28 protein-coding genes and 1 pseudogene (1 of these 29 cut by a window edge) are annotated in these 25803 nt (G+C 65.3%); 4 read left to right on the top strand and 25 right to left on the bottom strand.

The genetic code is table 11. From position 1 onward, the window contains the following. A pseudogene (locus A2Z13_01850) lies at window positions 1-112 on the top strand (hypothetical protein) (it extends 104 nt beyond the left edge of the window). Between the two features lie 84 nt (window positions 113-196). Continuing rightward, the gene (locus A2Z13_01845; protein OGP77512.1) at window positions 197-1273 is read left to right on the top strand and encodes a hypothetical protein; all 1077 of its coding nucleotides are present in this window, start codon (window positions 197-199) and stop codon (window positions 1271-1273) included. 318 nt (window positions 1274-1591) lie between these two features. Here the strand turns inward: A2Z13_01845 and A2Z13_01840 are convergent, their stop codons facing one another. From A2Z13_01840 to A2Z13_01825, 4 genes are read right to left on the bottom strand one after another with little or no spacing between them, the layout of a single operon-like run. Beyond that, window positions 1592-2548, bottom strand: a complete 957-nt coding sequence (locus A2Z13_01840; GenBank protein ID OGP77511.1) for a hypothetical protein — start codon at window positions 2546-2548, stop codon at window positions 1592-1594. Then, the gene (locus A2Z13_01835) at window positions 2549-2815 is read right to left on the bottom strand and encodes a hypothetical protein (protein ID OGP77510.1); all 267 of its coding nucleotides are present in this window, start codon (window positions 2813-2815) and stop codon (window positions 2549-2551) included. Between the two features lie 37 nt (window positions 2816-2852). Then, complete coding sequence (locus tag A2Z13_01830) at window positions 2853-4244, bottom strand: hypothetical protein (protein ID OGP77509.1); 1392 nt, start codon at window positions 4242-4244, stop codon at window positions 2853-2855. Continuing rightward, window positions 4241-5221: a riboflavin biosynthesis protein RibF gene (locus A2Z13_01825; protein OGP77508.1), complete on the bottom strand. Its 981-nt coding sequence runs from the start codon at window positions 5219-5221 to the stop codon at window positions 4241-4243. The genes A2Z13_01830 and A2Z13_01825 overlap by 4 nt, the downstream gene beginning before the upstream one ends. 140 nt (window positions 5222-5361) lie before the next feature. Between A2Z13_01825 and A2Z13_01820 the strand changes: the two genes are divergently transcribed. After that, window positions 5362-6495, top strand: a complete 1134-nt coding sequence (locus A2Z13_01820; protein OGP77507.1) for a hypothetical protein — start codon at window positions 5362-5364, stop codon at window positions 6493-6495. Continuing rightward, window positions 6492-7568, top strand: a complete 1077-nt coding sequence (locus A2Z13_01815) for an LPS export ABC transporter permease LptG (protein ID OGP77506.1) — start codon at window positions 6492-6494, stop codon at window positions 7566-7568. The genes A2Z13_01820 and A2Z13_01815 overlap by 4 nt, the downstream gene beginning before the upstream one ends. A 144-nt stretch (window positions 7569-7712) precedes the next feature. Here A2Z13_01815 and A2Z13_01810 read toward each other — a convergent pair whose 3' ends face one another. The 21 genes from A2Z13_01810 to A2Z13_01710 all read right to left on the bottom strand — a co-directional run bounded on the left by A2Z13_01810 (window position 7713) and on the right by A2Z13_01710 (window position 25787). Next, window positions 7713-8981, bottom strand: a complete 1269-nt coding sequence (locus tag A2Z13_01810) for an adenosylhomocysteinase (GenBank protein ID OGP77505.1) — start codon at window positions 8979-8981, stop codon at window positions 7713-7715. A 29-nt stretch (window positions 8982-9010) separates the two neighbouring features. Next, window positions 9011-10165, bottom strand: a complete 1155-nt coding sequence (locus tag A2Z13_01805) for a methionine adenosyltransferase (GenBank protein OGP77567.1) — start codon at window positions 10163-10165, stop codon at window positions 9011-9013. 49 nt (window positions 10166-10214) lie between these two features. Further along, complete coding sequence (locus tag A2Z13_01800) at window positions 10215-11954, bottom strand: phosphoenolpyruvate--protein phosphotransferase (protein ID OGP77566.1); 1740 nt, start codon at window positions 11952-11954, stop codon at window positions 10215-10217. Between the two features lie 30 nt (window positions 11955-11984). Further along, entirely contained in the window at window positions 11985-12251 is a 267-nt protein-coding gene (locus tag A2Z13_01795) for a phosphocarrier protein HPr (GenBank protein ID OGP77565.1), read from the bottom strand. A 57-nt stretch (window positions 12252-12308) separates the two neighbouring features. Further along, a complete protein-coding gene (locus A2Z13_01790; protein OGP77504.1) occupies window positions 12309-13070 on the bottom strand; it encodes a hypothetical protein in 762 nt (253 codons plus the stop codon). A gap of 2 nt (window positions 13071-13072) precedes the next feature. Next, the gene (locus A2Z13_01785) at window positions 13073-13771 is read right to left on the bottom strand and encodes a hypothetical protein (protein OGP77503.1); all 699 of its coding nucleotides are present in this window, start codon (window positions 13769-13771) and stop codon (window positions 13073-13075) included. Window positions 13772-13773: 2 nt separating this feature from the next. After that, entirely contained in the window at window positions 13774-14244 is a 471-nt protein-coding gene (locus tag A2Z13_01780) for a hypothetical protein (protein ID OGP77564.1), read from the bottom strand. An 8-nt stretch (window positions 14245-14252) separates the two neighbouring features. Beyond that, window positions 14253-14666, bottom strand: a complete 414-nt coding sequence (locus A2Z13_01775) for a hypothetical protein (protein OGP77502.1) — start codon at window positions 14664-14666, stop codon at window positions 14253-14255. Beyond that, a complete protein-coding gene (locus tag A2Z13_01770) occupies window positions 14663-15568 on the bottom strand; it encodes an RNase adaptor protein RapZ (protein ID OGP77501.1) in 906 nt (301 codons plus the stop codon). Before A2Z13_01770 ends, A2Z13_01775 begins: the two co-directional genes overlap by 4 nt. Continuing rightward, entirely contained in the window at window positions 15565-16452 is an 888-nt protein-coding gene (locus A2Z13_01765) for an HPr(Ser) kinase/phosphatase (protein OGP77563.1), read from the bottom strand. The genes A2Z13_01770 and A2Z13_01765 overlap by 4 nt, the downstream gene beginning before the upstream one ends. A gap of 77 nt (window positions 16453-16529) precedes the next feature. Next, complete coding sequence (locus A2Z13_01760) at window positions 16530-16991, bottom strand: PTS fructose transporter subunit IIA (protein OGP77500.1); 462 nt, start codon at window positions 16989-16991, stop codon at window positions 16530-16532. Beyond that, window positions 16988-17524 (bottom strand): ribosomal subunit interface protein, encoded by a 537-nt coding sequence (locus tag A2Z13_01755; protein ID OGP77499.1) that lies wholly within the window; start codon window positions 17522-17524, stop codon window positions 16988-16990. The genes A2Z13_01760 and A2Z13_01755 overlap by 4 nt, the downstream gene beginning before the upstream one ends. 36 nt (window positions 17525-17560) lie before the next feature. Further along, the gene (locus A2Z13_01750; protein OGP77498.1) at window positions 17561-19042 is read right to left on the bottom strand and encodes an RNA polymerase sigma-54 factor; all 1482 of its coding nucleotides are present in this window, start codon (window positions 19040-19042) and stop codon (window positions 17561-17563) included. 15 nt (window positions 19043-19057) lie between these two features. Further along, complete coding sequence (locus A2Z13_01745; GenBank protein ID OGP77497.1) at window positions 19058-19780, bottom strand: LPS export ABC transporter ATP-binding protein; 723 nt, start codon at window positions 19778-19780, stop codon at window positions 19058-19060. Next, window positions 19777-20301, bottom strand: coding sequence for a lipopolysaccharide transport periplasmic protein LptA (locus tag A2Z13_01740; protein OGP77496.1), 525 nt, complete (start codon window positions 20299-20301; stop codon window positions 19777-19779). The genes A2Z13_01745 and A2Z13_01740 overlap by 4 nt, the downstream gene beginning before the upstream one ends. Before the next feature lie 4 nt (window positions 20302-20305). Next, complete coding sequence (locus A2Z13_01735; GenBank protein ID OGP77495.1) at window positions 20306-20884, bottom strand: hypothetical protein; 579 nt, start codon at window positions 20882-20884, stop codon at window positions 20306-20308. Window positions 20885-21084: 200 nt separating this feature from the next. Beyond that, window positions 21085-21636 carry a phenylphosphate carboxylase subunit delta gene (locus tag A2Z13_01730; GenBank protein ID OGP77494.1) on the bottom strand — a complete coding sequence of 184 codons (552 nt, stop codon included), beginning with the start codon at window positions 21634-21636 and terminating at the stop codon, window positions 21085-21087. After that, window positions 21633-22604 carry a D-arabinose 5-phosphate isomerase gene (locus A2Z13_01725; protein OGP77493.1) on the bottom strand — a complete coding sequence of 324 codons (972 nt, stop codon included), beginning with the start codon at window positions 22602-22604 and terminating at the stop codon, window positions 21633-21635. Before A2Z13_01725 ends, A2Z13_01730 begins: the two co-directional genes overlap by 4 nt. Beyond that, complete coding sequence (locus A2Z13_01720; GenBank protein ID OGP77562.1) at window positions 22601-23449, bottom strand: 3-deoxy-8-phosphooctulonate synthase; 849 nt, start codon at window positions 23447-23449, stop codon at window positions 22601-22603. The genes A2Z13_01725 and A2Z13_01720 overlap by 4 nt, the downstream gene beginning before the upstream one ends. Then, entirely contained in the window at window positions 23449-25080 is a 1632-nt protein-coding gene (locus A2Z13_01715; GenBank protein OGP77492.1) for a CTP synthase, read from the bottom strand. Before A2Z13_01715 ends, A2Z13_01720 begins: the two co-directional genes overlap by 1 nt. Beyond that, window positions 25059-25787: a hypothetical protein gene (locus A2Z13_01710; GenBank protein ID OGP77561.1), complete on the bottom strand. Its 729-nt coding sequence runs from the start codon at window positions 25785-25787 to the stop codon at window positions 25059-25061. The genes A2Z13_01715 and A2Z13_01710 overlap by 22 nt, the downstream gene beginning before the upstream one ends. Window positions 25788-25803 lie beyond the last annotated feature (16 nt).

Below are 25803 nucleotides of genomic sequence, written 5' to 3'. Positions count from 1 at the left end.
AGAGGGCGACGAAGCCGGAGTGGATGCAGCGGCCCTCGAATGCCGGGATCTGAGGGAATGGCCCCCTGGAGGCCGGAGCGCAGCCGTGCGGGTCCACCGCACGGCGAGATGATATGACTGACCGGCCCCACTGATTGCGATACCGTGGATTAGCCGTCCGGTGAGATGGCATACCACAACGCAAAGGAGGCCGGTCATGAACAGGGTATTCGTTGGCATGGACGTACACAAGGAGAAGATCGTGGCTGTGGGGTTGCCGGAGGAGGGGAACCATCCTGTGATGCGCGAGGAATTCGGGGGCAACGATCTCTCCAGGTTGGTCAAGCGGTTGCGGCAACTCGCGAAGAGCCATCGGGTGGAGGCTTGCTATGAGGCGGGTCCCTGCGGATACGGTCTCGCCCGGGCCCTGCTTCAGGCCGGGATGGAATGCCGGGTGGCCGCTCCTTCCCTGATCCCGCGCCGCCCCGGGGACCGGATCAAGACCGACGGGCGGGATGCCCGGGAACTGGCCCTGGCGTTTCGGGCCAATACGCTCTCCTTCGTCCGGATCCCGTCCCGGGAGGACATCGCCAAGGAGGTGCGGCGGGTCAAGCACATCATCGCCCACTGGCTGCTGATCCATGAGCAACGGCCTCCCAAGGGCGTCAAAGGCTGGACGCAGGCCCACTGGCGGTGGATGCGGGGCCTGGAACTTTCCTCGCTGGACCGGACCGTGCTGGACCACTACCTGGACGTGCTGCACCTCCTGGCCGAGCGTCTCAAGCAGATCGAGCAGCAGGTCGTCGCGTTGGCCGAGACGGCCCCCTACCGGGAGCGGGTGACCCGGTTGCGGGCCTTCAAGGGGTTTTCCCCCCTGGCCGCGATGCGGGTGATCGCCGAGGTGATGGATTTTCGCCGGTTCCCCAGGGCCGCGGCGTTCATGAAGTTCACGGGGCTGGTTCCTTCGGAATACTCCTCCTTGGACCGGATCCGGCGCGGGCGGATCACCAAGGCGGGCAACAGTCACCTGCGGTGCGTCCTCGTGGAAGCGGTCCAGCGAGGAACGAGGAATGCACACCTGGGGAGGGACCTGCTCAAACGGATGACCTGCGTGTCGGGACCGCTGCGCGAGGTGGCCTTGCGGTGTCTGACCCGGCTGCATCACAAGTTCTGGAAACTGACACGGCGGGGAGTTGCCGGGGGGAAGGTCAAGGTCGCGCTGGCCCGGGAGCTGGCCGGCTTCGTGTGGGCCATGATGACGCTTCCTGAGACCCCGGAGGCAACGGCGGCGTAGGATCCCCGTTCGCATCCCCCGTTCGGAGAAGGAGGGTACGCCAGGATCAAGAGGGAGAGGGAGGCGGTCGCGGCTTGGGGAGAATCCTCGTCTCATGGCTTTGGGGCATTCGCAAATGCGGAAAATCCCCGTGGCGAGATGGAAGCAGCTCCCCCGGTGGTGCACGATTACGATAGCGGTAGCCAACCCGCGCATAGAAGGCTGATGAACCGTCGTAAAACCGACCGCCTTCCCTTCCTCCCTCTTGACAGGCCGGTCAGTCATAGAAGCCACGAGCGGAGTCCCCCTCCGAGGCGGCGCAGCCGGATGGCGGGCGGCTCATCCGTACGCCTCGAGGACGGCGGCGCGGAACGCCGCGAACTCGGGCGGATCCGGGATGGCGAACTCCATCCGTTCTCCCGTGGCGGGGTGGAGGAACCCGAGGTGGAACGCGTGGAGGAAAAAACGACCGAGCGTCACCGTCGTGCCGGAGGGACCCTTCCCCAACGGTACCTTCCGGGACCGGCCGTAGACGTCGTCCCCCACGATCGGGCACGAAAGGGACGCGCTGTGGACGCGAACCTGGTGGGTCCGACCCGTTTCCAGGCGGAACTCCACGAGGGAAAAGGGTCCATAAGACTCGATGCACCGGTAATGAGTCACTGCATTGCGCCCGCCCTTGGCGAGCACCGCCATCTTTTTCCGGTGCACAGGGTGCCGCCCTACCTGCGTGACGACCGTACCGCTCGCTCGCGGCGGCTTTCCCAAGACGATGCCGTGGTAGCGCCGATCCACCATCCGGTGAGAGGCGAACTGTGCCGAGAGGTTCGCGTGCACCTCGTCGGTCTTGGCTACCACGAGGATCCCGGAGGTATCCCGGTCGAGGCGGTGAACGATCCCCGGCCGCACCACGCCGCCGATGCCGGAGAGCCGATCGGCACGGGACAAAAGGACGTTCACGAGCGTCCCGCCCGGATGCCCGGGGGAGGGGTGCACCACCATCCCGGACGGCTTCTCCACCACGATCAGGTGCTCATCTTGAAACAGGACCCGGAGGGGACGGTCCTCGGGGACGAGATCGAGGGGACGAGGGGTCGGCACGGAGACGGTGACCACCTCGTTCCCCCTCATCCGCGTCGAGGCGCGTGCCGCGGCCGTGCCTACGCGCACGTTCCCCTCCCCGATCAACTGCTGGATCCGGGATCGGGAAAAACCCGGGAGGGCGCCGGACAGGAAACGGTCCAGTCGTTCTCCCGCCTGTCCGGGGGGTACGGTGATCCGATGGGTGACGCCCAACTACCAGGCCTTGGAGGGAATCCGCCCCATGGGCCGGATCAGGACGTCGACCAGGGCCTCGTTGAAATAGTTCGCACCCCGGGCGATTTCCGGATCGACCCGGCTCTGGTAATAGATCCTCCCTTCCTCGATCTCCTCCTTCAGAAGATCGAAAAGGGTGTCCCGAGCGATCCCCTCCTCCACCTTCTTCGCGTTGTAAAGGGCAATGTCCGAAACCACTGCCCGAGCGATGCGCCGGGCCACATCAGGATCCTTGACGACCCCCATCTTCCCCCTCCTGGCCGCAACGGCCACTGGATTTGCCCTACCGGGCGCGGAACGCTACGTACATATGGGCCCCGTCCCGCCAAAGAAGGACGGAGACCATCTGTCCTTTGGGAAGTTCCAAAAGCGCCTTCCGGTAAGCGTCCACCCCCGGCACGGGCTTTCGGTTGATGCGAAGGAGGATGTCCCCCTCACGGATCCCGCCCTCCCAGGCGGGTGCCGCAGCATCGACGTAGTCGACCTCCACCCCTCCCTCGATCCCGAGGTCCCGCAGTGCCCGGGCGGGGATCTCTTCGACGGCCAAGCCCCAGGCGTCCACCGGAGCCTTCCGGTACTGCGGGCGGGCCTCCTGTCCCTCCATCTCGGCGACGCTGATCTCGACCCTGGCGCGCTTCCCTCCACGAAGAATGTCCATGAGGACGCTGGTGCCCGGGGTGGCGGAGGCCACCTGCTTCTGAAATTCCTTCACACCGGACATCGGCTTGCCCCGAAAAGAAGTAATGATGTCCCCTCCGCGCAGCCCCCCCTTCTCGGCCGGGCTGTGGGGGGCGACCCGGTTGACCAGAATTCCCTTCTCGCCTTTCGCCCCGAACGATTCCGCCAGTTCCGGGGTGAGCGTCTGGATCCCGATGCCCAGCCACCCGCGGCGGATCGACCCGTTTCGCGCCAGCTCCCGCTCCACGGCCATGACCGTATGGATGGGGATGGCAAAGCCGATCCCCTGCCCTGTGCTCACCATCGCGGTGTTGATCCCCACCACCTCCCCACGGGTGTTGAGCAGGGGACCCCCGGAGTTGCCCGGGTTGATGGAGGCATCGGTCTGGATGAAATCGTCGGTCGACTCCACGCCCAGGTCGGTCCTCCCCGTCGCGCTGATCACCCCCAGGGTCACGGTGCTCTCCAGGCCGAAGGGATTCCCCACGGCGATGGCCCATTCCCCTACCTTGAGCCTGACGGAGTCACCAAGCACCGCGACGGAAAGCTTGCCGGCGGGCTGGATCCGCAGGAGCGCGATATCTGTGCGGGCATCGGCGCCAACGACGCGGGCGGGATATTCGGCCCGGTTCCACAGACGCACGATGATCTCGTCGGCGTCGCGGATGACGTGCTCGTTGGTCACGATCAGGCCCTCCTCGGCGACGATCACCCCCGACCCGAGGGAGTTCTCCCGACCCCCGTTCTCGTCCATCCGGTCGGTGAGGTAATCCTGGAACCTCTGCCGGTCCGTCCGCTGGGACAATCCCCTCCCGCGGGGAAACGCGGTGACCGTGCGGATGTTGACCACCGCCGGCACCGCCCGCTCTACCGCCTTGACGAACGCCTGCTGTAGGGCGGCGACGTCCGCCGGGCCTGCGGCAGGTCCGCTCCCGCGGGAGCATCCGATAAGGAAGGCCATCCCGCACGCCAGGGCCGCGACGGAGAACGCCTTCATCCCAAGGTCCCGCCGGCGGCCGCGGAGTCCGGCTCCCTCCCGCCGACTTCCTTCCTGGGGGGAAGCTTCATCCCTCGGGCGTACTGCACGTCCTTTTCGATCTGCCGGACCAGCTCCTCCGCGCTCTTGAACTTGCGCTCGTCGCGGATGCGGTCACGGAAAAAAACGGAGACCTCCTGCCCGTAGAGATCCCTGTCGAAGTCCAGCAGGTGGACTTCCACCCCGAGCGAATTCTCCCCGAACGTGGGGTTGAACCCCACGTTCGCCAATCCGCGATAACGCACGGCGGCGACCTCGACCTCCACGATGTACACGCCGGGAAGGGGAAGCAGCTCCTGCGCATACTGGATATTGGCCGTCGGATACCCGAGCTTTTTCCCCCTGCCGGCGCCCGTGATCACCGGCCCGGAAACCCGGTACGGCCTGCACAGGAGCTCTTCCGCCTCCCGTACCCTGCCGGCCAGCAGCAACTGCCGGATCCGTGTCGAGCTGACGATCAGCCCGCCCCGGAACAGCGGCGGAACGACCTCCACCTCGAACCCCAGTTCCCTGCCGATCTCGCCGAGCATCCCCGGCGAGCCGGTGCGGTTTCTCCCGAACGTGAAGTCGTAGCCGACGATCACGTACCGGGCCCGAAGCCGGCGCGCCAGGATTTCCCGGGCGAATTCCGCGGGCCACATGCGGCCCACCTCCCCGGTGAAGGACTCCACCACGAGGATGTCGATGCCGAACCATGCGATCAGGGCAGCCTTCTCCTCCAGCGAGGTGATCTCGTAAAAACGGGCCCGGGGGGAGAAAAACCGGATCGGGTGGGGGGAAAAAGTCAGGGCAACGGACGGGGTCTCCGTCGTGTTCGCCCGGGCCACCGTGCGCCGGAGCAGCTCCTGGTGTCCGAGGTGCACCCCGTCGAAGTTCCCGATGGTCACCGACGCCGCGGCGTGCGGGGGAAAAGCGGAGGAACCGTTGACGACGTTCATCCGCTGTCTTTCCATTTCGCGCTCTGGAATCCCTTCATTAAAAGGTATGATACTATAACCGGATTCCGGCGATTCACCGCAATAATCCGACGTCATCGGAAATTTGCGGGGAACTCCGTCGGGGTGCACGGAACATATGCATGAAAATCATTCATAAATATGTCCTGGCCGAATCCGGCGCCCCCTTTCTGATCGGCCTGTCCACGTTCACCCTCGTCGTCCTGCTCCATCGATTCGCGCGACTGGCCGACCTGGTGATCGCCAAGGGCGTTCCTCTTCCCCTTGTTGGAAAGTTGCTGCTCTCCCTGTTCCCGACGTTTCTCGAGATCACCCTCCCCGCCGCATTGCTTCTTGCCGTGCTCCTCGCCCTGGGGAGGTTTGCCGCGGACTCGGAAACAACCGCCCTGCAGTCCGCCGGCGTGGGGATGCGGGGAGTCGCCTTTCCGGTCCTCCTCCTGAGCGGCGGAACCTTTCTGGCCAGCCTCTTCATCGGCTGGAGCGGCATTCCCTGGGGAACCCGGCAGATGCAGGAGACCCTCGGCCGCATCCTCTCCCTCCGCGCCGGGGCGGGCGCCTCCGAGCACGTGTTTCAGGAAGTCGTACCCGGGGTCCTTCTCTTCCCGGAACGCGTCTCCGCCGACGGGTCGAAGATGACCGGGGTCCTGCTCTCACAGAACGTGGAGGGGAAGGACCCGCTGCTCGTCTTTGCTAGGGAGGGGGAATTCTCCCCGGAGAGCGGTACCCACATCGTAAGGCTCCACCTTTCGGACGGCACGATCCACCATGAAGATGTCGCCGGCGGCGTCTACCGGACCGCCTCCTTCCAGGGGATGGATTTCCTCCTGCCGCTGGGGCTGGCCGGTGCGGGGGACAACGAGGATCCCAAACGTCTTTCCCTGCCGGAACTCTCCCGCAGGAGCACCGCTCCAGGGAAGACGGCGAAAGGTGCCTCCTACCGGTACCACTTCCACCGGCGGCTCTCCCTGGCTTCCTCCTGCCTCGCCTTCGGCCTGTTCGCCATGCCGCTGGGCCTATTTCAGCGGGCACGGGGAAAATCGCCCGCGTTCGCGATCACCTTGGCCCTGATCGTTTTCTACTATCTGTTTCTGGCCGCCGGAGGCGCCCTGGAGACCCGGGCCCCCGGCGCGATGGTCTTCCTCATCTGGGCGCCCAACGCCATCGTTCTTGGCGTCGCCCTCTGGATCCTCTGGAAATCCGAATCGCACATGATCTCCCTCCCCTCGCTGTTCGGGTGGGCCCAGGGGAAGAAATGACCATACTGAGCCGCCATCTCTACAGGGAGTTCTTCCTGATGGCCGCCGCCTGCATCCTGGGGTTTCTGGTCCTCTTCCTCATGATCGATTTCGTGGAATCCGCCGATGCCTTTCTCAACAACCGCGCCGCCGCCGGGGAGATCCTCCGGTACTATATGCTCAAGATTCCGGGCATCTTCTTCATGATTTCTCCGGTCGCGGTGCTCGTGGCAGTCCTGATCACGGTTTCCCTCCTGGCGCGGAATAACGAGTTCACCGCAATGTTCTCGGTGGGGATCGGCCCCTTGCGGGCGTTCGCCCCTCTGATCGCAGGTTGCGCCCTCATCTCGGTCCTGTCCCTCGGGACATCAGAAATCCTCGCCCCCAAGGCCAACCGCATGGCCCGGGAAATCGCCCGGCTCCGGGTCCGCCCCGGGCGGGTTGCGGCCCAGTTCTCGCTGAACCGTTACTGGATCCGCGGGGAGAACGCGATTCTTTCCGCACAGGTGATCGACACGGCCGGCCGCGCGCTGCATGGCTTCCAGTACCTGGAGATCGACCGGAATTTTCGACTCGTCCGGCGCATCGACGCGAGGATAGCGGAGGTTCCCGAGAGGGGAAAGTGGCGGCTCCGGGACGGGCGGGAGCGGCGGACCACAGGGGATCTGCAGGCCGTCCCGATCGCGGATAAGGACTTCCCCTTCGCCGAAACCATCCAGGGCTTCATGGACGGGGAGACTCCGCCCGGGGAGATGACGTACGGGCAGCTCTACGGATACATCGCGGACTCCCAGGCAAGGGGATACGACGTCCGCCGCTACGAGGTGGACCTGCATGCGAAATTCTCGTACCCGCTTCTGAACGTGATCGTCGGCCTGATCGCGATTCCGATCGCCCTTCGCACCCCCCGTTCGGGCGGCGTGTGGAGGAGCATCGGGGCGGGGCTGCTGATCGGCTTTTTCTGCTGGATGGCCCTCTCCGCCTCGCTTTCCCTGGGGAGAATGGGGATGCTCCCCCCCCTGGCGGCGGCCTGGCTCCCGGATCTGTTGTTTGCCGCAGGCGGGGGACTGCTCTTCCGGCGCCACCCCGGATAGTCGCTCCTGCCGGCGAGGATGGAAAAAACGCCGGGAGGGCGGCCGAGGGCCAAGAGGCCCCCGGTCCTTTCAAGGAGGGGATTTCCTTCTATCTCCCGGCATCCTCTTGGATGATCGCAGGGAGCTCTTCGTCGCGCGGGAGACCTAGGTTCCCATCTGCCAGGAAGCGAGATATTTCTTCTGCTCGGGGGTCAGACGGTCGATTCGGACGCCGGTCGCCCGGAGCTTGAGACGGGCGATCTCCCGGTCGATCGGCTCGGGGACGGCGTAGACCCGATTTTCCAGCGTATCTCGCTGCCGGGCCAGATATTCCACCGACAACGCCTGGTTGGCGAAGCTCATGTCCATCACGTTGGAGGGATGCCCCTCCGCAGCGGCCAGGTTGATGAGCCGCCCTTCAGCCAGGACGTGGATCGCGCGCCCGTCGCGCAGCAGGTACTCCTCGACGAACGGCCGGACCGTCCGGACGGACTTCGATATCCGGGCCAGGGCGGGGATGTCGATCTCGACGTTGAAGTGTCCGGAGTTGCAGACGATTGCGCCGTCCTTCATCTTATCGAAATGCTCCCGGCGCAGGACGTGCAGGTTCCCCGTCAGCGTACAGAAGATGTCCCCCGTCCTTGCCGCCTCGGACATCGGAACCACGTCGAATCCGTCCATCAGCGCCTCGAGCGCCGGCAGCGGGTCGACCTCCGTCACCAGGACGCGCGCCCCCATCCCCTTGGCGCGCATGGCCAGCCCCCGGCCGCACCATCCGTAGCCCGCCACGACGAAGCACGAACCGGCGATCAGCCGGTTGGTCGCCCGCATGATCCCGTCGATCGTGGACTGCCCCGTCCCGTAGCGGTTGTCGAAGAGGTACTTGGTCCGCGCCTCGTTCACGGCCACGATCGGGTAGCGCAGCACCCCCCTGGAAGCCATCGCGCGAAGCCGGTTGACTCCGGTCGTCGTCTCCTCCGTCCCGCCGATCACGCCCTTTAGATATTCCTTCTTCTTTGTGTGGATCATGGAGACGAGATCCGCTCCGTCGTCCATCGTCACGTGGGGAGCGATCGCGAGCGCCTGAAGGATATGGGAATAATACGTCTGGCGGTTCTCCCCCTTGATCGCATATACCCGGATGCCGTCGTGACGGACGAGCGAGGCCGCCGCGTCGTCCTGCGTGGAAAGCGGGTTGGACGCGCACAGGGAGACCTTCGCCCCCCCCGCGGAGAGAACCTGCATGAGCGCGGACGTCTCGGTGGTCACGTGCAGGCAGGCCGCGATGCGGATTCCTGTCAGCGGCTTTTCCCGACCAAACCGTTCCCCGATCGAACGGAGGACGGGCATGTCCTTCTTCGCCCACTCGATGTGGTCCCGCCCCACCCCCGCCAGGCGAAGGTCCTTCACGTCGTAGCTGTTTCGGCGGCCCATAGCGCCGGTCTCCTTTTTCCGCTGATGGATTATCCCGCGCTCTTCCGCAACGCCCCCACCTTGTCGGTCCGCTCCCAGGTGAACTCCGGGAGTTCCCTCCCGAAGTGGCCAAGCGCCGCCGTCCGGCAATAGATCGGCCGCAGCAGATTCAGGGCCTTCGTGATCATCGCAGGGCGCAGGTCGAACGTCTCCCGGATCGCCCGTGAAATCCTCTCCTCGGGGAGGCGCGCCGTGCCGAAGGTCTCTACCATCATCGACACCGGCTCCGCAACACCGATGGCATAGGCGAGCTCCAGCTCGCACTTTCTCGCGAGCCCGGCCGCCACCACGTTCTTCGCCACGTAGCGGGCCATGTACGCCGCGCTCCGGTCGACCTTCGATGGATCCTTCCCGGAGAATGCCCCGCCGCCGTGGCGGCTGTAGCCGCCGTAGGTATCGACGATGATCTTCCGGCCGGTGAGCCCTGTGTCCCCGTGGGGTCCGCCCACGACGAACCGGCCGGTGGGATTGATGTAGAACCGCGCATTCTTCGCCAGCATCCCCTTCGGGATGGTCTTCCGGATCACTTCCTCGACGATCCCTTCGGTGAGCGTCTTGCGGTTGACGTCCTCGGCGTGCTGCGCCGAACAGACCACCGCCGTCACCTCGCGCGGGACGCCGTCCGCATAGCGGACGGTCACCTGGCTCTTTCCGTCGGGCCGGAGCCACGGCAGGATTTTCCTCTCCCGCGCCTCGGTGAGCCGGGCGCAGATCTTGTGCGCGAAGGAGATCGGCATCGGCATCCGCTCCTTCGTCTCGTCGCAGGCAAACCCGAACATCATTCCCTGGTCGCCAGCACCCTGTTTTTTGCTCGCCCCGCGGTCGACCCCCCGCGCGATGTCGGGCGACTGCCGGTCGATCGCCGTGACCACAGCGCAGTTGTGCGCGTCGAATCCCTTGGAGTCCCCCGTGTAGCCGATGTCCGTGACGGTCTTCCGAACCAGCCCCGGGAGGTCGAGCATGGCCTTCGTCGTGATCTCGCCCGCCACGATGACGAGTCCCGTGGTCACCATCGTCTCGCATGCAACGCGGCCCCGCGGGTCCTGACGCAAGATCTCGTCGAGGACCGCGTCGGAGATCTGGTCTGCGACCTTGTCGGGATGCCCCCCGGTCACGGATTCCGAGGTGAAGAAAAAATCGTTCATGCCGGATCGCTCCTGTCCGAAACGGTTGAACAAGCCTGCGGATTATACGTTAAAACCGCTCTTCGGGAAAGATGTCCTCGAGCTTCTTGCGCAGGATCTTCCCGATTTCGGCGGCGGTCGCGTGGAGCAGCAGGCCCCCCGTGAATTCCTTCGCCTCGTAGGCCACCGACTTGCGCAGGATCCGCTTCACCCGCGGGATCGACATCGCGTTCATGCTGAGCTCGTCCAGCCCCAGTCCCAGGAGAACGTAGGTAAAAAAGGGCTCGCCCGCCATCTCCCCGCACATCGATACGGGAATCCTCGCATCGTGGGCGCCGTCGACGGTTCGCCGGACCAGCCGGAGGATCGCCGGATGGAGGGGCTCGTACAGGTAGGAGACGTGCTCGTTCACGCGGTCGATGGCGAGGGCGTACTGGATGAGGTCGTTCGTGCCGATACTGAAGAAATCGACCTCCTTGGCGAGCAGGTCGGCAATCATCGCTGCGGAGGGAATTTCCACCATGATCCCGATGGGGATCTCCTTGTCGAAGGCAATCCTCCTTTTCCGGAGGTCGGCTTTTACCTCCTCGACGATCGCCAGCGCCGCCCGCAGCTCCCCCATGCCGGAGATCATCGGGAACATCATCCGGACCATGCCGTGCGCCGATGCCCGCAGGATGGCGCGGATCTGCTGCTTGAAGATCTCCTTCTCCTTCAGGCAGAACCGGATCGCCCGAAGACCCATCGCGGGGTTCATCTCGTCGGCCAGCTCGATCTGGGACGCGAACTTGTCCCCGCCCAGGTCCAGGGTCCGGATGGTGACCGTATGACGGGCGAATTTCTCGGCCACGCGGCGGTAGGTCTTGTATTGCTCCTCCTCGGAGGGCAGGTCCCTCCGGTTGAGGAACAGGAATTCAGTCCGGTAGAGCCCCACCCCTTCCGCGCCGCTCCGCTGCGCGGCGTCCGCTTCCTCGGGGAACTCGATATTGGCGTGGAGTCGAAGCGTCCTGCCATCGCGTGTGACGGCCGGGAGCCTCGCGAATTTCGCCAGGTCGCGGATGCGGAGCAGGTACGCCTTCCGCTTCTCCGTGTATTCGCGGACAGCCTCATGGGTGGGGCGAAGGATGAGGATCCCCTCCTCGCCATCGAGGATGATCTCGTCCAGCTCCGCGTACTCGTCGGTCACCCGCTCCAGGCCCACCACCGCGGGAATGCCAAGGGAGCGTGCGGTGATGGCGGTATGGGACGTCTTGCTCCCGACATCCGTGGCGAAGCCGAGGACCGGACTTTTCAGGATCTGGGCTGTATCCGCGGGGGAGAGGTCGTGGGCCACAAGGATCACCGGCTCGCGGATGGAGGCGATCGAGTCGACGGGGCGGCCGGCGAGGTTCTCGAGCACCCGGTGGCCGATCTGGCGCAGGTCGTGCCCGCGCTCCCGAAGATACTGGTCCTCGATGCGATGGAACGTTTCGAGGAGATTCTGGAGGACCTTGTTGAACGCCCAGTCGGCCTTGTACTGATTCTCCCGGACGAGACGGACCGTCTGGTCGACCAGCATCGAATCTTCCAGGAGCGCCAGGTGCACGGAGAGGATCTGGTAATGCTCGGAAGCGTGGTCCTTCACGCCGTCGCGGATGGCGCGGATCTGGTCCTTGGACCTCCCCACCGCCCGCAAAAACGCGGCGGCCTCTTCCTCGACCTTATCGCGGGTGACCGTCGACTGTACGGAGGAAGGCAGCGCCCGGGAAAGGAAATACCCCCGGCCGATGGCGATGCCGCCGGAAGCGGGAATCCCGCGCAGCAGCCTCATCTTCGTGCGTCCGCCGTCCGTCACAAGTGCCTACTCCTCTCCGAATTTCCGGCCGACCAGATCGCCGATGGCGTCCAGCGCCGCCTCCGCGTCGGGCCCGATCGCCCGTACCACGATGCGGGAATCCTTGGGAGCCGCCAGCATGAGCACCCCCATGATGCTCTTGCCGTTGACCTCCATGCCGTCCTTGCAGATGCGGATCTCCGAGGCAAACCGGTTGGCGAGGTGGACGAACTGCGCCGCGGCGCGCGCGTGCAGCCCCAGACGGTTCAGGATTTCGAACTCCCGCTCCAGCAGAGGCCCTGTTTCCATGTTCCCTTCCGACCTTGTTTTCCCGAAACGTTCCTTAAACGTTCATTGCCAGAGAATCAGCGTCCCGATGATCAGCAGCAGCAGCAGGACTTCCGACGGCGACACCGCCTTCCGGAACAACACCGTCAGGAGGTGAACCGTCAGGGCCGCGATCAGGAAAAACCCCACCGATGCCGCGCCCCCCCCGAACAGGAAGGCGGTCCTGCTTCCCACCGCCCCCGCCCAGGCCCCTCCCAGGACCGCCGCGATGATCTTGCGGTCCTCGGTCCGGGAGGCGAATCCCGCGCCCTTCAGGTACAGTGCGGCGTTCTCTTCTCCCGTCATGCCGACGGTGAACCCCTGACGGCGGATCGAGAGGTGCGACCAGTTGTAAAGGAGCAGCAGTGCTCCGATCCCAAGGAGGGGATGGACGAGGGAGAGGATCGCCCCCGCCACGGAGGCCATCGGCCTCAGGGCCCCCCAGAAGTACGAGTCGCCGATCGCCCCCAGCGATCCCATGAGCCCGACCTTGAACGTCCCGATTGCCCGGGGATCCGTCTCCCCCGCCGCGATCCGCTCCTCGATCCGCATCGAGGCTCCCAGGATCACTCCCGCCATGGACGGCTGCGTATTGAAGTACTCCAGGTGGCGCTTGAGGGCCTTCGTCAGCTCTTCCGGCTGTCCGCTGTAAAGATGCCGGAGCACCGGCAGGATGCTGTAGGCGAATCCGACGTTCTGCATCCCCTCGTAGTTCCAGCATCCCTGGAGGAGGAACTGGCGCCTCCAGACGCTTCGCCGCACCTCGCTGGAGATGCCTTCGCCCATCGTCAGCCCACCCACCGGAAAAAGAGGGTCGCCGCGAACACCGTCATCATCGTCAGGTAAAATGCGGGCGCCGTCCGTTCGGTGCGGCTGCAGGAGAAGATCGACGCCGCCCCGACGAGGGGAAGGATGGGCAGGAGAGCGGCGAAATCGAGCCTGCTCTCCGGTCCGAAGCGGGGCAGAAGAAACGTTCCGACGGCCACCCCGGCGCCGGTGAAGGCAAGCGTCAGCACCGCGCCTGCCAGCGCAAAGAGCGTCACGCCGGCCAGGAGGCCCTGCTCCACGGTCCGGGAGTCCCCCCGCTCCACCGACTCGACGGTCAGGTTGGCGATTCTCCCGTTGACGCGGCGGACGAGGCGGTCGACGACCTTGCCCAGCTCCGCGCAAGGAACCGAGAGGAGCAACAAGGCGGTGAAGCTCCCCGCGTCAAGACCCACGGAAGAGGAAGCAACCGCGCCGGCGGCCCCGGCGAACAGGGCGGCACCCGTGTCGTCCGGCGGGATCGACGCTCCCACCGGCAACCGGACCAGATAAAGGAGCTCCAGCACCGCGCCGACCTGCGCGCCGGCGGAGACGTTCCCGAACACGGCCCCCATCGCGGTGGCAACCACGAGGGGGCGGTGGAGCATCAGCTGGAAGGCCGCCGTCCGGTCAAGGTAGGCGATCGCCCCGAGGACCGCCGCGAGGAGGAACCGCCAGGCCATCGCTATTTCCGCTCGGGCTCATAGGACGTCCCTGCCTCGAACGGGGTGGCGCGGACGTTGACGACAACCCCGTTGTGGCAGAAGCAGTGGACCGTGTCGAAGTCCTCCGGGGAGAAGAAGACCGACGGGGAGATTTCCACCTTGCCGGTCGCGTAGTGCAGGTTGCCGATGTTGAGGGAGGGGAACCGGACGCCGGAGTGGTAGATCCGGAGAGCATCCGGGAAGGTCGAACAGAGGAGGATCGTCTTCTCCCCAAAGCGATCGATTTCGGCGAGTTTCTTTGCGACTTCGTCCAGTGCGCAAAAAACGACGTGAATCGAAGGCGGCACCGCCAGCTCCATGACCGACCGGAGGAACGCGTTGGAGGCGAGGTCGTCGTTGGCCACCAGCAGACAATTGGCGCCGGTGTGCGGCAACCACGTTTCCACGACCTGCCCGTGGATCAACCGGCAGTCCACCCGCACCAGCACCAGCGACATGGCTACTTCTTCTCCACCTTTTTCTTCAGCATATCGCCGGGGATGGTGATGTTGCGCTGGCCGTATTCCTGCAGGTGCCGCGCCAGGTCCGGCAGGGACATCGTCGCCCGGGCCATCGTCAGTTTGATCATCATCGGGAGGTTGACCCCCGTTACCACCTCGACCTGGTGCGTCCCAAGGAACGACAGGCCGATGTTGGAGGGAGTGCCACCGAACATATCGGTCAAAAGGAGGGCCCCCTTCCCCCGGTCGACCGCCCGGATGGCCCCCTCGATCCCCTTCCGGATCTCATCCATCCCCATTTTCGGGTCGATGTCTACGGAGACCGCATTTTCCACCTTCCCCACAATGATCTCGGCAGCCCGCAGGAGTTCCGTGGCCAGGCGGCCGTGCGAGATCACGACGACTCCGATCATGGCGAGCTCCTGCCGGGGAGGGAGGAGCGGTGGAGGTCGCGGTGAATCACCACGGGCACCGCCTCCCGGGCGAGGGCCGCGGACAGTGCCTCGGCGACGGCAACCGAACGGTGTCTCCCGCCCGTGCACCCGATCCCCAGTGTGAAATACGCTTTCCCTTCCTTTGTATAGAGGGGAAGGAGGAAATGCAAGATAGAGGTCAGAAGGCGGAGGAACCGGCGGGTCGTCTGCGCCGAAAGCACATACTTGCGGACCCTCCGGTCCAGTCCGGTTTGTAGCTTTAACGCGGGGACGAAGTTGGGGTTGGGAAGGAACCGGACGTCGATGACCATATCCGCCTCCAGTGGGAGCCCGTAGCGGTAGCCGAAGGAGACGATGCTGACGCGCAGCCCCCCTCCATCCGATTTCCGGAAACGGCGCAGGAGCGCTTCGCGCAGATGGTGGACCGTGAACTCCGACGTGCTGAGCACCGTGTCGGCCATTTCGCGCAGCGGGGAGAGCACCTTCCGTTCCCTCCGGATCGCCTCCTTGGCTCCCCCGGGCCCGGCCAGGGGGTGCTTCCGCCGGGTCTCACTGAACCGTCGCAGGAGAACGTCGTCCTCGGCGTCGAGGAACAGGACATGGACGTCGTGCCCCTGGCGGCGCAGGTCCTCGATCACCCGCGCAAAGTCGGGCAGAAACTCGCGTCCCCGCACGTCGGCCACGAGGGCGATATGGGCGGACTCGCCCCGCGCCTCGGACACGATGTCGATGATCTTGGGCAAAAGGACCACGGGGAGATTGTCCACGCAGAAGTAGCCGATGTCCTCGAAGACCTTCGCCGTCGTGCTCTTCCCCGAACCGGAGAGGCCCGTCAAGATGACGACGCGGGAGCGCCGGCGGGCTTTCCTCGAGGGGGTCATCGGGGAGGGGTCCCCCCCGTCCGGCGACTGTGCTGATCGACGAGATCGCGCGCGGAGTGGACCCCCTGCGTCTTCAGAATGTGGTTCCGGATCGCCACCTCCACGATCGTCGCCAGGTTGCGCCCCGGGGAGACCGGTATGAGAAGCGTCGGGATGGACACGCCAAGGTATACGGTCCAGCGGTCCTCCAGGCCGAGCCGGTCGTATTCCTTTACCGGATCCCACTCCTCGATCTGGATGACGACCTCCACTTTCTTCAAGTCGGTGATCGCATAGAGCCCGAACAGGTCCCGGATGCTGATGATCCCCAGGCCGCGGATCTCCATGTGGTGACGGGTGAGATCGCTGCCGCTGCCGAGGACGGTGCTCGGCCCCCGCTTCTCGAGGTGGATGATGTCGTCGGCGACGATCCGGTGCCCGCGGAGGATGAGGTCGAGCGCGCACTCGCTTTTCCCGATCCCGCTCCGGCCGAGGAGGATGACGCCGGTCCCGAGCACGTCCATCAGAACTCCGTGAACCGTGGTGGTCTCGGCGAACAGCCGTCCGAGGTGCCGGAGGGTCTCCTCGATCAGCTCCGTGGTGGGAAGAGGCGAAGACAGGAGCGGTACCGCGTGGCGATCGGCGGCCTCCAGGAAGGCGGGGGGCACCGGCAGCGAACCGCCGATCACGGCGCACGCCATCGGGCCGGAGAAGAACACGTCGACGATCCCGGCCTGCCGCACCCCCGGCTGGCTTTCGAAGTAGGTGAGCTCCGTGTCGCCGAGGACCTGGATGCGTCCCTCGTGGATCGACCTCACCTCCCCGGTCATCGCCAGCCCGGTCTTCTGGATCCGCTGGTCCGTGATCTCGCGGGTCAGGCCGGCGGCGCCCGCCTGGAGCCGCATCTCGAGAGGGACGGCGCACGCCTGGAGGAAACGGTCGATCGTAATGGGCACGTTCCTTCGCCTCCCTCGGAAAAACCTTACGACCGGTCGTCTTCCTCCTTGAGGATCTTCCGGAGGTCGTCCGCATCCCGGGCGTCAAGGAGCGACCGGCGGAACCGCGTGTCCTTGAGCAGGCGGGAAATGCGGGCCAGCGCCTTGAGATGCATCCCCGCCGACTGCTCGGGAGCCACGACCAGGAAGAACAGGTAGGCCGGCTTGCCGTCGAGGGAATGGAACTGCACCCCCCCGCGGCTGCGGCCGATGACGGCCGCCAGGCGGGTAAGCCCCGGGACCTTCCCGTGCGGAATCGCGACGCCGTCCCCGATCCCCGTGCTGCCGAGGCTCTCGCGGTCCATGAGAATCGACGTCAGACCCTGCGCGGACAACGACGGGATGCTTGCCGCCACCACTTCGGACATCTCGCGCAGGACCCCCTCTTTCGTCTCCGCCCGGAGGTTGTCGACCACGCCTCCGGGCGAGACGATGTCCAGCAGCTTCATCGGGCGGAAGGCTCCGTGAACCCGATGTTCCCGTCCTGCTGCCGGAAGACGACGCTGGGCTGGTTGGTCTCCTGATTGACGAACATCACCACATCCACCTGGAGAAGATCGAGGTGATGGACAGCCTCCTCCACGCTCATCGGCTTGGGGAGGAAGTTGTCGGAACGGACGATCCGGGCCCCCTCGCTCTCCTGGATCGTGAGGGAGGATCCCGAGACGACCGGCGCCGGGAAGGTCCCCTGTCCCTTCTCTTTCCGCTTCTCCCGGTACTTCTTGAGCTGTCGCTCGACCTTGTCGCACACAAGGTCGATGGCGGAATACAGATCGTCGGTGGACTCGAATGCCTTGATCGTGATCCCCTTGCCGGTGACGAACACCTCGGCGATGTGCCGGTACTTCTCCACCGAAAGGGTGACGTGCGCGTCGAACGGCTTGTCCACTACCTTCTGAACCTTCCCCAGCTTCTCGATCACATAATCCTTCAGCGGCTTGCTCGAATCGACATGGCGGAAAGTGACGTTGAGGTTGCTCACTCCTTCGCCCTCCTTGGCGGAAACGGTCTCGTGCGGCTAATAGAGCTTCTTTCGCTTCGACGAGGGAAGGACTCCCAGCTGGGCCCGGTACTTCGTCACCGTCCGCCGGGCGATCCGGATCCCCTGGTTCCGGAGCAGGCGCATCAGTTCCTGGTCGGAAAGCGGTTTTTCCCCTCCTTCAGAGGAGATGATCTCCCGGATCTTCTCCTTCACCGACTTGGAGGCAATGTCCTCCTCCCCCCCCTCGCGGTTCAGCCCCGAGTTGAAGAAGTACTTCAGTTCGAAAATGCCGTGCGGCGTGTAGACGTATTTCCCGCTGGTCACCCTGGAGACGGTGGACTCGTGCATCGAGATTTCCTCGGCGACGTCCCGCAGGGTCAGCGGCTTCAGGTACTTCGGCCCGCGGTCCAGGAAATCGTGCTGGAGCTTCATGATGCTCTCCACGACCTTATAGATGGTCCGCTGCCGTTGCTGGATGCTTTTGATGAACCACAACGCGGAGTTGACCTTCTGCTTGAGGAACTCGCGATCTTCCTTCGGAAGCGACTCCCCGTCGGAGAGGAGGCGCCGGTAATAGGAGCTCAGTCGCAGCCGCGGCTGTCCATCTTCGTTGAGGGTGATCATCCACTGGTTTTCGAACTTGATGACGTAGACGTCGGGGGTGATGTAGTGAACATCGTCCCCCGAAAACTCCCTTCCCGGCTTGGGGGAAAGGGAAACCAGCTTCTGGTAAGCTTCCCGGACCGCCTCCTTCGAGATCCGCAGGCGCTTTGCGATCCCCGAGAGGTCGCCTCGGGAGAAGAGGTCGAAGAGGTCGGTGAGGATCTTCAGGGGGAGGGAGAACTCTTCCCCCTTTTCCCGGGCCTGGATCATCAGGCACTCCCGCAGGTCGCGGGCGCCCACGCCCGTCGGATCGAGCGCCTGGATCCTGGCGATCGCGTTCTCCACCGCCGCTACGGGCTCGGAAAGGGTCCCAGCGGCCTCCTCGGCGGAAACCTTGAGATACCCGTTCTCGTCGATGTTTCCGATCAGGTAGGAAGCGATGTGCCGGAGGTCCTCATCGGCGTCGGAAAGATGGATCTGCCACTCGAGGTGTTCGGCGAGTGTGGGTTTCCGTGTGAGCAGGTTCTCGTAGTACGGGCGTCCGTCGTCCTCGTCCCGCTCGCGCTCCCCGCGCCCTTCCGACGGCGCACCGTCCTCGAAGTAGTAGTTCCAGTCGACCCGGTCGATCAGTCCGGTTTCGCTCCGCAGGCGGGGTTCCTCCCCCGCAGGGGCGGTGTTTTCCGAGGTGGTGGCGGCCTCCTCGGACCCGGACCCGGCCTGCTCCTCCGGGGCCTCCTCCCCTTCCGCCGCACTTTCCTGGGCCTCTTCCAGGACGGGGTTGGTTTCGAGCTCCTCGCGGATCGCCTGCTGGAGTTCCAGGCGCGAAAGTTGCAGGAGTTTGATCGCCTGTTGCAGCTGGGGCGTCATCACCAGCTGCTGGCTCAATTTCAGGGACTGCCGTAACTCCAGCGCCATTCCGCCCTCGGACGGTTAAAGCGTAAACCCGTCTCCCAAATAGATTTCCCGAACGCGCGCGGACGCTGCGATCTCCTCCGGGTTCCCCGCTAAAAGGATCTCCCCTTCCGAGATGATGTACGCACGGTTGCACACCTTGAGCGTGTCGCGTACGTTATGATCCGTTATTATAACCCCGATCCCCTTCTCTTTTAAGCCAAGGATAATCTGCTGCAGGTCGGAGACCGAGATCGGATCGATGCCGGCGAAGGGCTCGTCCAGGAGCAGGAAGGAGGGCGATATCACCAGCGCCCTTGCGATTTCCACGCGCCGGCGCTCCCCCCCGGAAAGCGAGAGACCCGCCGTCTCCGCAACGTGGGAAATGCGCATTTCCCGCAACAACTGGGTCAGCCGCTCTTCCCGCTCCCCCGCGGACAACGGCGTCTCCTCGAGGAACGCGAGGATGTTCTCACGGACGGTCAGCTTCCGGAATACCGACGGCTCCTGGGGGAGGTATCCGAGCCCCATCCGGGCCCGCCGGTGCATCGGAAACCGGGTGATTTCCTGCCCGTTGAGCGTGACCTCGCCCCCGTCCGGAGCGACAAGGCCGACCATCATGTAAAAAATGGTGGTCTTCCCAGCCCCGTTGGGCCCCAGGAGTCCCACGACCTCTCCCGGCCCGATGTCGAGCGAGACCCCTTTCACCACCTCCCGGTGGCGGTATCCCTTGGACAGGTTCCGGGCGACAAGCGACTTCACTGACCCGACCTCTCCTTCCTTCCCGTGCGACCTTTCGGCTGGATGACCGCCTTGACGCGGCCCCCCTCCCCTCCCGTGACCACGGAACGGTTCTCCCGAAGGTAGATGGTCATCGCCTCCCCCTTCACGGTGTTCCCCTCCTGGATGAGGTAGGCGCCGCCCGAGAGGACGATCCGCTGCTCGAGGTTATAGAACACGGCACGCGCCGCGCGGGCTTCCTTATCTTCCTGGTTCACACGGACACTCCCTTCCGCGATGATCTTCTCGATGATCCCCGTACCGCGAGCGTATTCCGCGAACAGGTGTTCGGAGGACAGGGTCACGTCCCCCTGCTTCGCGATCACATTCCCTTCAAAGGTCACCGAATTTTTCACGCTGTCGGCGGACAGCCGGTCGGCGGTGATTTCGATGGGGCGATCCCCGAATCCCTCGTCCTTGGGAACCTTGCGCTCCTCCGCCAGGACGGTGGTGACAGCGGCCGCAAGGAACAGGAGCACGAAAATTGCTGCCCGCTTCCGCATCGGCTCACCCCCTCCTTCGAAATGCCAGGGAAGGCTCTAGCCGGGTCTTCGGCATCTCGAGCGACACCTTCCCCTCCCTCCAGTGCCAGACCAGGTTGTCTCCCACCACCGAGAGCCCCGGGCCTGAAAGACTGGCTTTCCCTGTCGCGGTCAGAATCCGCTCAGGGAGGGAAAGGTTTGCGGTGGAGATCGCGGCGGACCACCCGGTGTCGTTTTCGGCGGAACCTCCTTCGGGAAGGAAGATCTGCCCATTCTGCATGTCCCAGGAGGCCTTCGGGGCGCGAACGACGACCTCCCCGACACCGCCCGGCAGCACGAGGATCACGCCGGTGGCGGAAAACCTGCCCGCCAGGAGCAGGTAGGTGGCCTGGTCCGAGAAAAGCCGGTACGGTGCTCCCTCGTTCCGGATCTCCCGCATTTCCACGTTCCGGAGGATGACTTCCGGCTCGGACGGCGCTCCGGCGTCGGACGGTTCCCAGGGCCCCTGCGGACCGGGGCCCTTCGAGGAAATCGCGGCCAGAAGCCCGATTCCTCCCAGAACCGCGAACAGCGCCCCGAAGGAGATCATCCAGCGGCGCGTCATCTGGTGTACCGTCTCGTAAATAGCTTGACGCACCGAGAGCGTCGAGGCAAAGCGCCGGCAAGGCGCGCGACTGAGGTGGCGGGGGACACTCTTTGTTCACTCGACGAGAAAACCAAGAGTGTCCCCCGAGTGAAGGAGCGCAACGAAGCCTTCGCTGCTGCAGCGGCGCTCGAATGCCAAGATATTTGCGAGACGGTGCACTAGGGCCCGGCCGCGAAGTACTTGGAGGCGACCTTCTCCCACGCCCCGCTGGACCGCAGGACAAACTCGATAATCTCACGGACGGCGCCCTGGCCTCCGGCCCGCGTGGAAACGTAATCGGCCGCTTCCCGCACGTAGCTTTCCGCATCCGCCACTGACGCGGCGAACCCCACCCTCCGCATCAGGGGCACGTCCACGATGTCGTCGCCCACATAGGCGGTCTCCCCGGGGGAGACGCCTTTTCCCGCGAGGATCTCCCGCCAGGCGGCCACCTTGTCCCTCACCCCCTGGCGGACAAGGGAAATGTCCAGCTCCTTCGCCCGGACCGCGACCACCTCCGACGTCCGCCCGGTGATGATGCCCACTTCGATGCCGGCACGCTGGAGCATCTTGATGCCGTGCCCGTCCCGGACGTGGAAGCGCTTGATCTCCCGCCCGCCGCCGTCGTAGACGATCCCCCCATCGGTAAGGACTCCGTCCACGTCGACCAGGAAGAGACGTACCCTGGCCGCCTTCTCCGCGGCATCGGGCCGAAGCAGGGGGACGCTCATCCGACCCCTGCCTTCAGAAGATCGTGGACGTGGACGATGCCCACCAACAGTTCCGCCTCCACCGCGTCGAAGACGAAGAGGCTCGTGATCGAATGTTCCTCCATTTTCCGCAGTGCGGAAGCGGCGAGATCCGAGGAGGAGATGCGCTTGGGGCGGATCGACATCACCTCTTCCGCGCGCGCGCCGAAGAGATCGACCCCCTTCTCCATGGCCCGGCGGACATCCCCGTCCGTGATCACCCCGACCAGGGTACCGGATCCGTTGAGGACCCCCGTGACACCCAGCCGCTTGGAGCTGATCGTGAACAGTGCATCCTTGAGCGGCGTTTCGCAGGAGACCAGGGGGATCTCCTCGCCGGTGTGCATCAGCTCCTCCACCATGAGGAGCTTTCGGCCCAAGATGCCGCCAGGGTGAAGCATCGCGAAGTCCTGCTCGGAAAACCCTTTCTCCTCGAACAGCACGACCGCGAGCGCGTCCCCCATCGCCAGTGCCGCCGTGGTGGAGGCCGTCGGGGCCAGGCCCATCGGGCACGCCTCCTCGTGGACCCCGACGTCGATCACGGCGTCGGCGTGACGGGCGAGGGTGGACTGCGGGTTTCCCGTCAGGGCGATGAGCTCGAGCCCCAACCGCTTGAAGACGGGGAGGAGCCGCACGACTTCCTGGGTCTCGCCCGAGTTCGAGAGCGCGATGACGACGTCCCCTTTGAGGACCATCCCGATGTCGCCGTGGAGCCCTTCCGCCGGGTGGAGAAAGAAGGCCGGCGTTCCGGTGGACGCCAGGGTCGCTGCGACCTTTCGGCCGATGAGCCCGGACTTCCCCATTCCGGTAACGATCACCTTGCCGGGTGCGCGCAGCAGCATCTCGACGGCCCGGGTGAAATGATGGTCGAGCTTCTCCCGCAGCGCGAGAAGCCCTTCCGCCTCGATGGAGAGCACCCGTGCGGCGCGCCCGGTCAGGTTGCGGGTCATGTCCCTTCTCCTTTCCCGGCCGCCCCGGACTCCGCCGCCTCGCGGATCGCGAGGAGGGTCCGCAGGAGCGGCTCCACGTCGTCAAGCGGCAGGCTGTTGGGACCGTCGGAAAGGGCCCGGCTCGGGTCCGGATGGACCTCGAGGAACACGCCGTCCACCCCCGCCGCCACGGCTGCGCGGGCGAGGGGTGCGACGAACCGGCGATCGCCGGAGGAAACCTTTCCCGCTCCGCCCGGGAGCTGGACGCTGTGCGTTGCGTCGAAGATCACCGGGCAGATCCCCTCCCGGATGGCGGGCAGCCCGCGGTAATCGACGACCAGGTTGTTGTAGCCGAACGTGGTTCCCCGCTCCGTGACCAGGACGGCGGAATTCCCGGTCGACGTCACCTTCTCCACGGCGTTTTCCATGTCCCATGGCGCCATGAACTGCCCCTTCTTGATGTTGACCGGCAGGCCCGTCTCGCCCGCCGCCACCAGCAGATCGGTCTGGCGGCACAGGAGGGCCGGGATCTGGAGAAGGTCGACCACCGCTGCCACCGCGGCAACCTGTTTCGGCTCGTGCACGTCTGTGGTCACCGGAACGCGGAACTTCCGCTTCACCTCCCCCAGGATGCGCAGTCCCTCCTCCTGCCCGGGCCCGCGGGAAGACCGGCCCGAGGAGCGGTTCGCCTTGTCGAAGGAACCCTTGAAGATGAGGGGAACGCACAGGCGGGTGGCCAGCCCCGAAAGAAACTCCGCCACGGCCATCGCGAGGCTCTCCGACTCCAGGACGCACGGTCCGGCGATGAAGGCCGGCGGGTTCCCCGCCCCGATCCGGAACCGCCCCGCGATCTCGACTTGACGGATCACGATACCCCCTGTCTCCGGGAAACGGTGTAGGCGGCGCCGATGAAATCGCGGAAGAGGGGGTGGGGCGCCATCGGCCGCGACTGGAACTCGGGGTGGAACTGGCAGCCCAGGAACCAGGGATGGTCCTGGATCTCCACGATCTCCACGAGGCGCCCGTCCGGCGACAGGCCGGTGATCCGCAGCCCCCTGGCGGAAAGGGCCTCCCGGAACTCGTTGTTGAATTCGTAGCGGTGCCGGTGCCGCTCCGAGACCTCCGCGGCGGCGTACGCCTTGCGGGCGAGCGATTTCTCGGCGAGGGAGCAGGGGTACGCCCCGAGCCGCATCGTCGCTCCCTTCTCCACCACCCCGCGCTGGTCCGGCATGAGGTCGATGACCGCGCACTCGCTCTCCGCGTCGAGTTCCCGGCTGGTGGCCGCCGGGAGGCCGCACACGTTCCGGGCAAATTCCACCACGGCCACTTGCATCCCGAGGCAGATGCCGAAGAAGGGGATGCGGTTTTCCCGGGCGTACCGCACGGAGGCGATCTTCCCTTCCACTCCGCGCGACCCGAACCCTCCGGGGACCAGGATCCCGTCGGCCCCCTTCAGAAGCGCCTCGGCCCCCTGCCGCTCGACCTCCTCGGAGTCCACGTACCGGTGCAGGACCCGGACCGAGTGGGCAATCCCGCCGTGCGTCAGAGCCTCGTTCAGGCTCTTGTACGACTCGCGCAGGTTCACGTACTTCCCGACGATGGCGATCGTGACTTCGCCCACCGGATTCTTCCACTTCTCCATGATCTTCGACCATGCGTCGAGCCTTGGCTCGCCCGCCCAGATGTTCAGGGACTCCATGATCTTGTCGTCCAGTCCTTCCTGGTGGAAGACCAGGGGCAGCTCGTAGATCTGCTCCACGTCCCGAGCGGTGATGACCGCGTCCTCGGTCACGTTGCAGAATAACGCGATCTTCGCCTTGATGTCCTTGGGCAGCGGCCGTTCGCATCGGCACAACAGGACGTCGGGCTGGATGCCGATGGAGCGCAGCTCCTTCACGCTGTGCTGGGTGGGTTTCGTCTTCAGCTCCCCCGCCGTGCCGATGTAGGGGACGAGCGTGACGTGGACGTAAAGGACGTTCTCCTTCCCGCGGTCCGTCCGGACCTGCCGGATCGCTTCCAGGAACGGAAGGCTCTCGATGTCGCCCACGGTGCCGCCGACCTCGACGATCGCGAGGTCGTAGCCCTGGGCCGCCGCGCTGATGACCCGCTTGATCTCGTCCGTGATGTGGGGGATGACCTGGACCGTGCCGCCCAGGTAGTCGCCGCGCCGCTCCTTCGTGATCACCGAGTGGTAGATCTTGCCCGTGGTGCAGTTGTTCTTCTTCCCCATCCGCGAGGAGACGTACCGTTCGTAGTGCCCCAGGTCGAGGTCGGTTTCGGCGCCGTCGTCGGTCACGAACACCTCGCCGTGCTGGAACGGGTTCATCGTTCCGGGGTCGACGTTGATGTAGGGGTCGAGCTTGAGCATCGTGATCTTCAGGCCCCGGGCTTCGAGGAGCGCTCCGATCGAGGCGGCCGCAAGCCCCTTCCCAAGGGAGGACACGACGCCCCCGGTCACGAAGATGAACTTCGGCTTTACCGTTCGTTCCGCCCGCATAGCCTCTCCTTGACGGCGTACAGATCCTCGGGGGTGTCGACCCCCACCGAGTCGAACTCCACGTCGACGACGCGGATCTTGTGACCGCTCTGCAGCACCCGCAGCTGCTCCAGCCGTTCCGCCGATTCCAGGGAAGCCGGGGGGAGGGCGGCGACGGTGAACAGGAAATCTTTCCTGTATCCGTAGATCCCCAGGTGCTTGCGGTACCTTCCGAACCCGGTGTCCCGGTAATGGGGGATGGAGGAACGGGAAAAGTAGAGCGCATCCCCGCGGTCGTCAACGACCACCTTCACCACGGAAGGGAGGAGGAACTCCTCCGGATCCTCCCGGGGGAGGGCTGCCGTCGTCATCGAAACCGCCGGGTCGTCGAGCAGGGGGGCAACCACCGCGTCTATAACGGAGGGGTGCATCATCGGCTCGTCGCCCTGCAGGTTGACGATGATCTCCTCGGCAAGGCCCCGCGCCGTCTCGGCCACCCGGTCCGTCCCCGAGGCGCAGTCAGGCGAGGTCATCCTCGCCTCGCCCCCGAATCCGCGGACCGCCGCTGCGATGCGCTCGTCGTCGGTGGCCACGACAATCCGTGAGGCAAACCGGGATTTCCTTGCCTTTTCCCAAACATACCATATCATCGGACGACCGTCTATTTGGGCCAGGGGCTTCCCCGGCAGCCGCGTCGACGCGTACCGGGCGGGGATCACCACCGCCACGCCTTTCGGGGAAGGG

The organism is Deltaproteobacteria bacterium RBG_16_64_85 (genome assembly GCA_001798885.1).
Lineage (GTDB): Bacteria > Desulfobacterota > Deferrimicrobia > Deferrimicrobiales > Deferrimicrobiaceae > FEB-35.
This window is presented reverse-complemented; position numbering and strand designations above follow the sequence as displayed.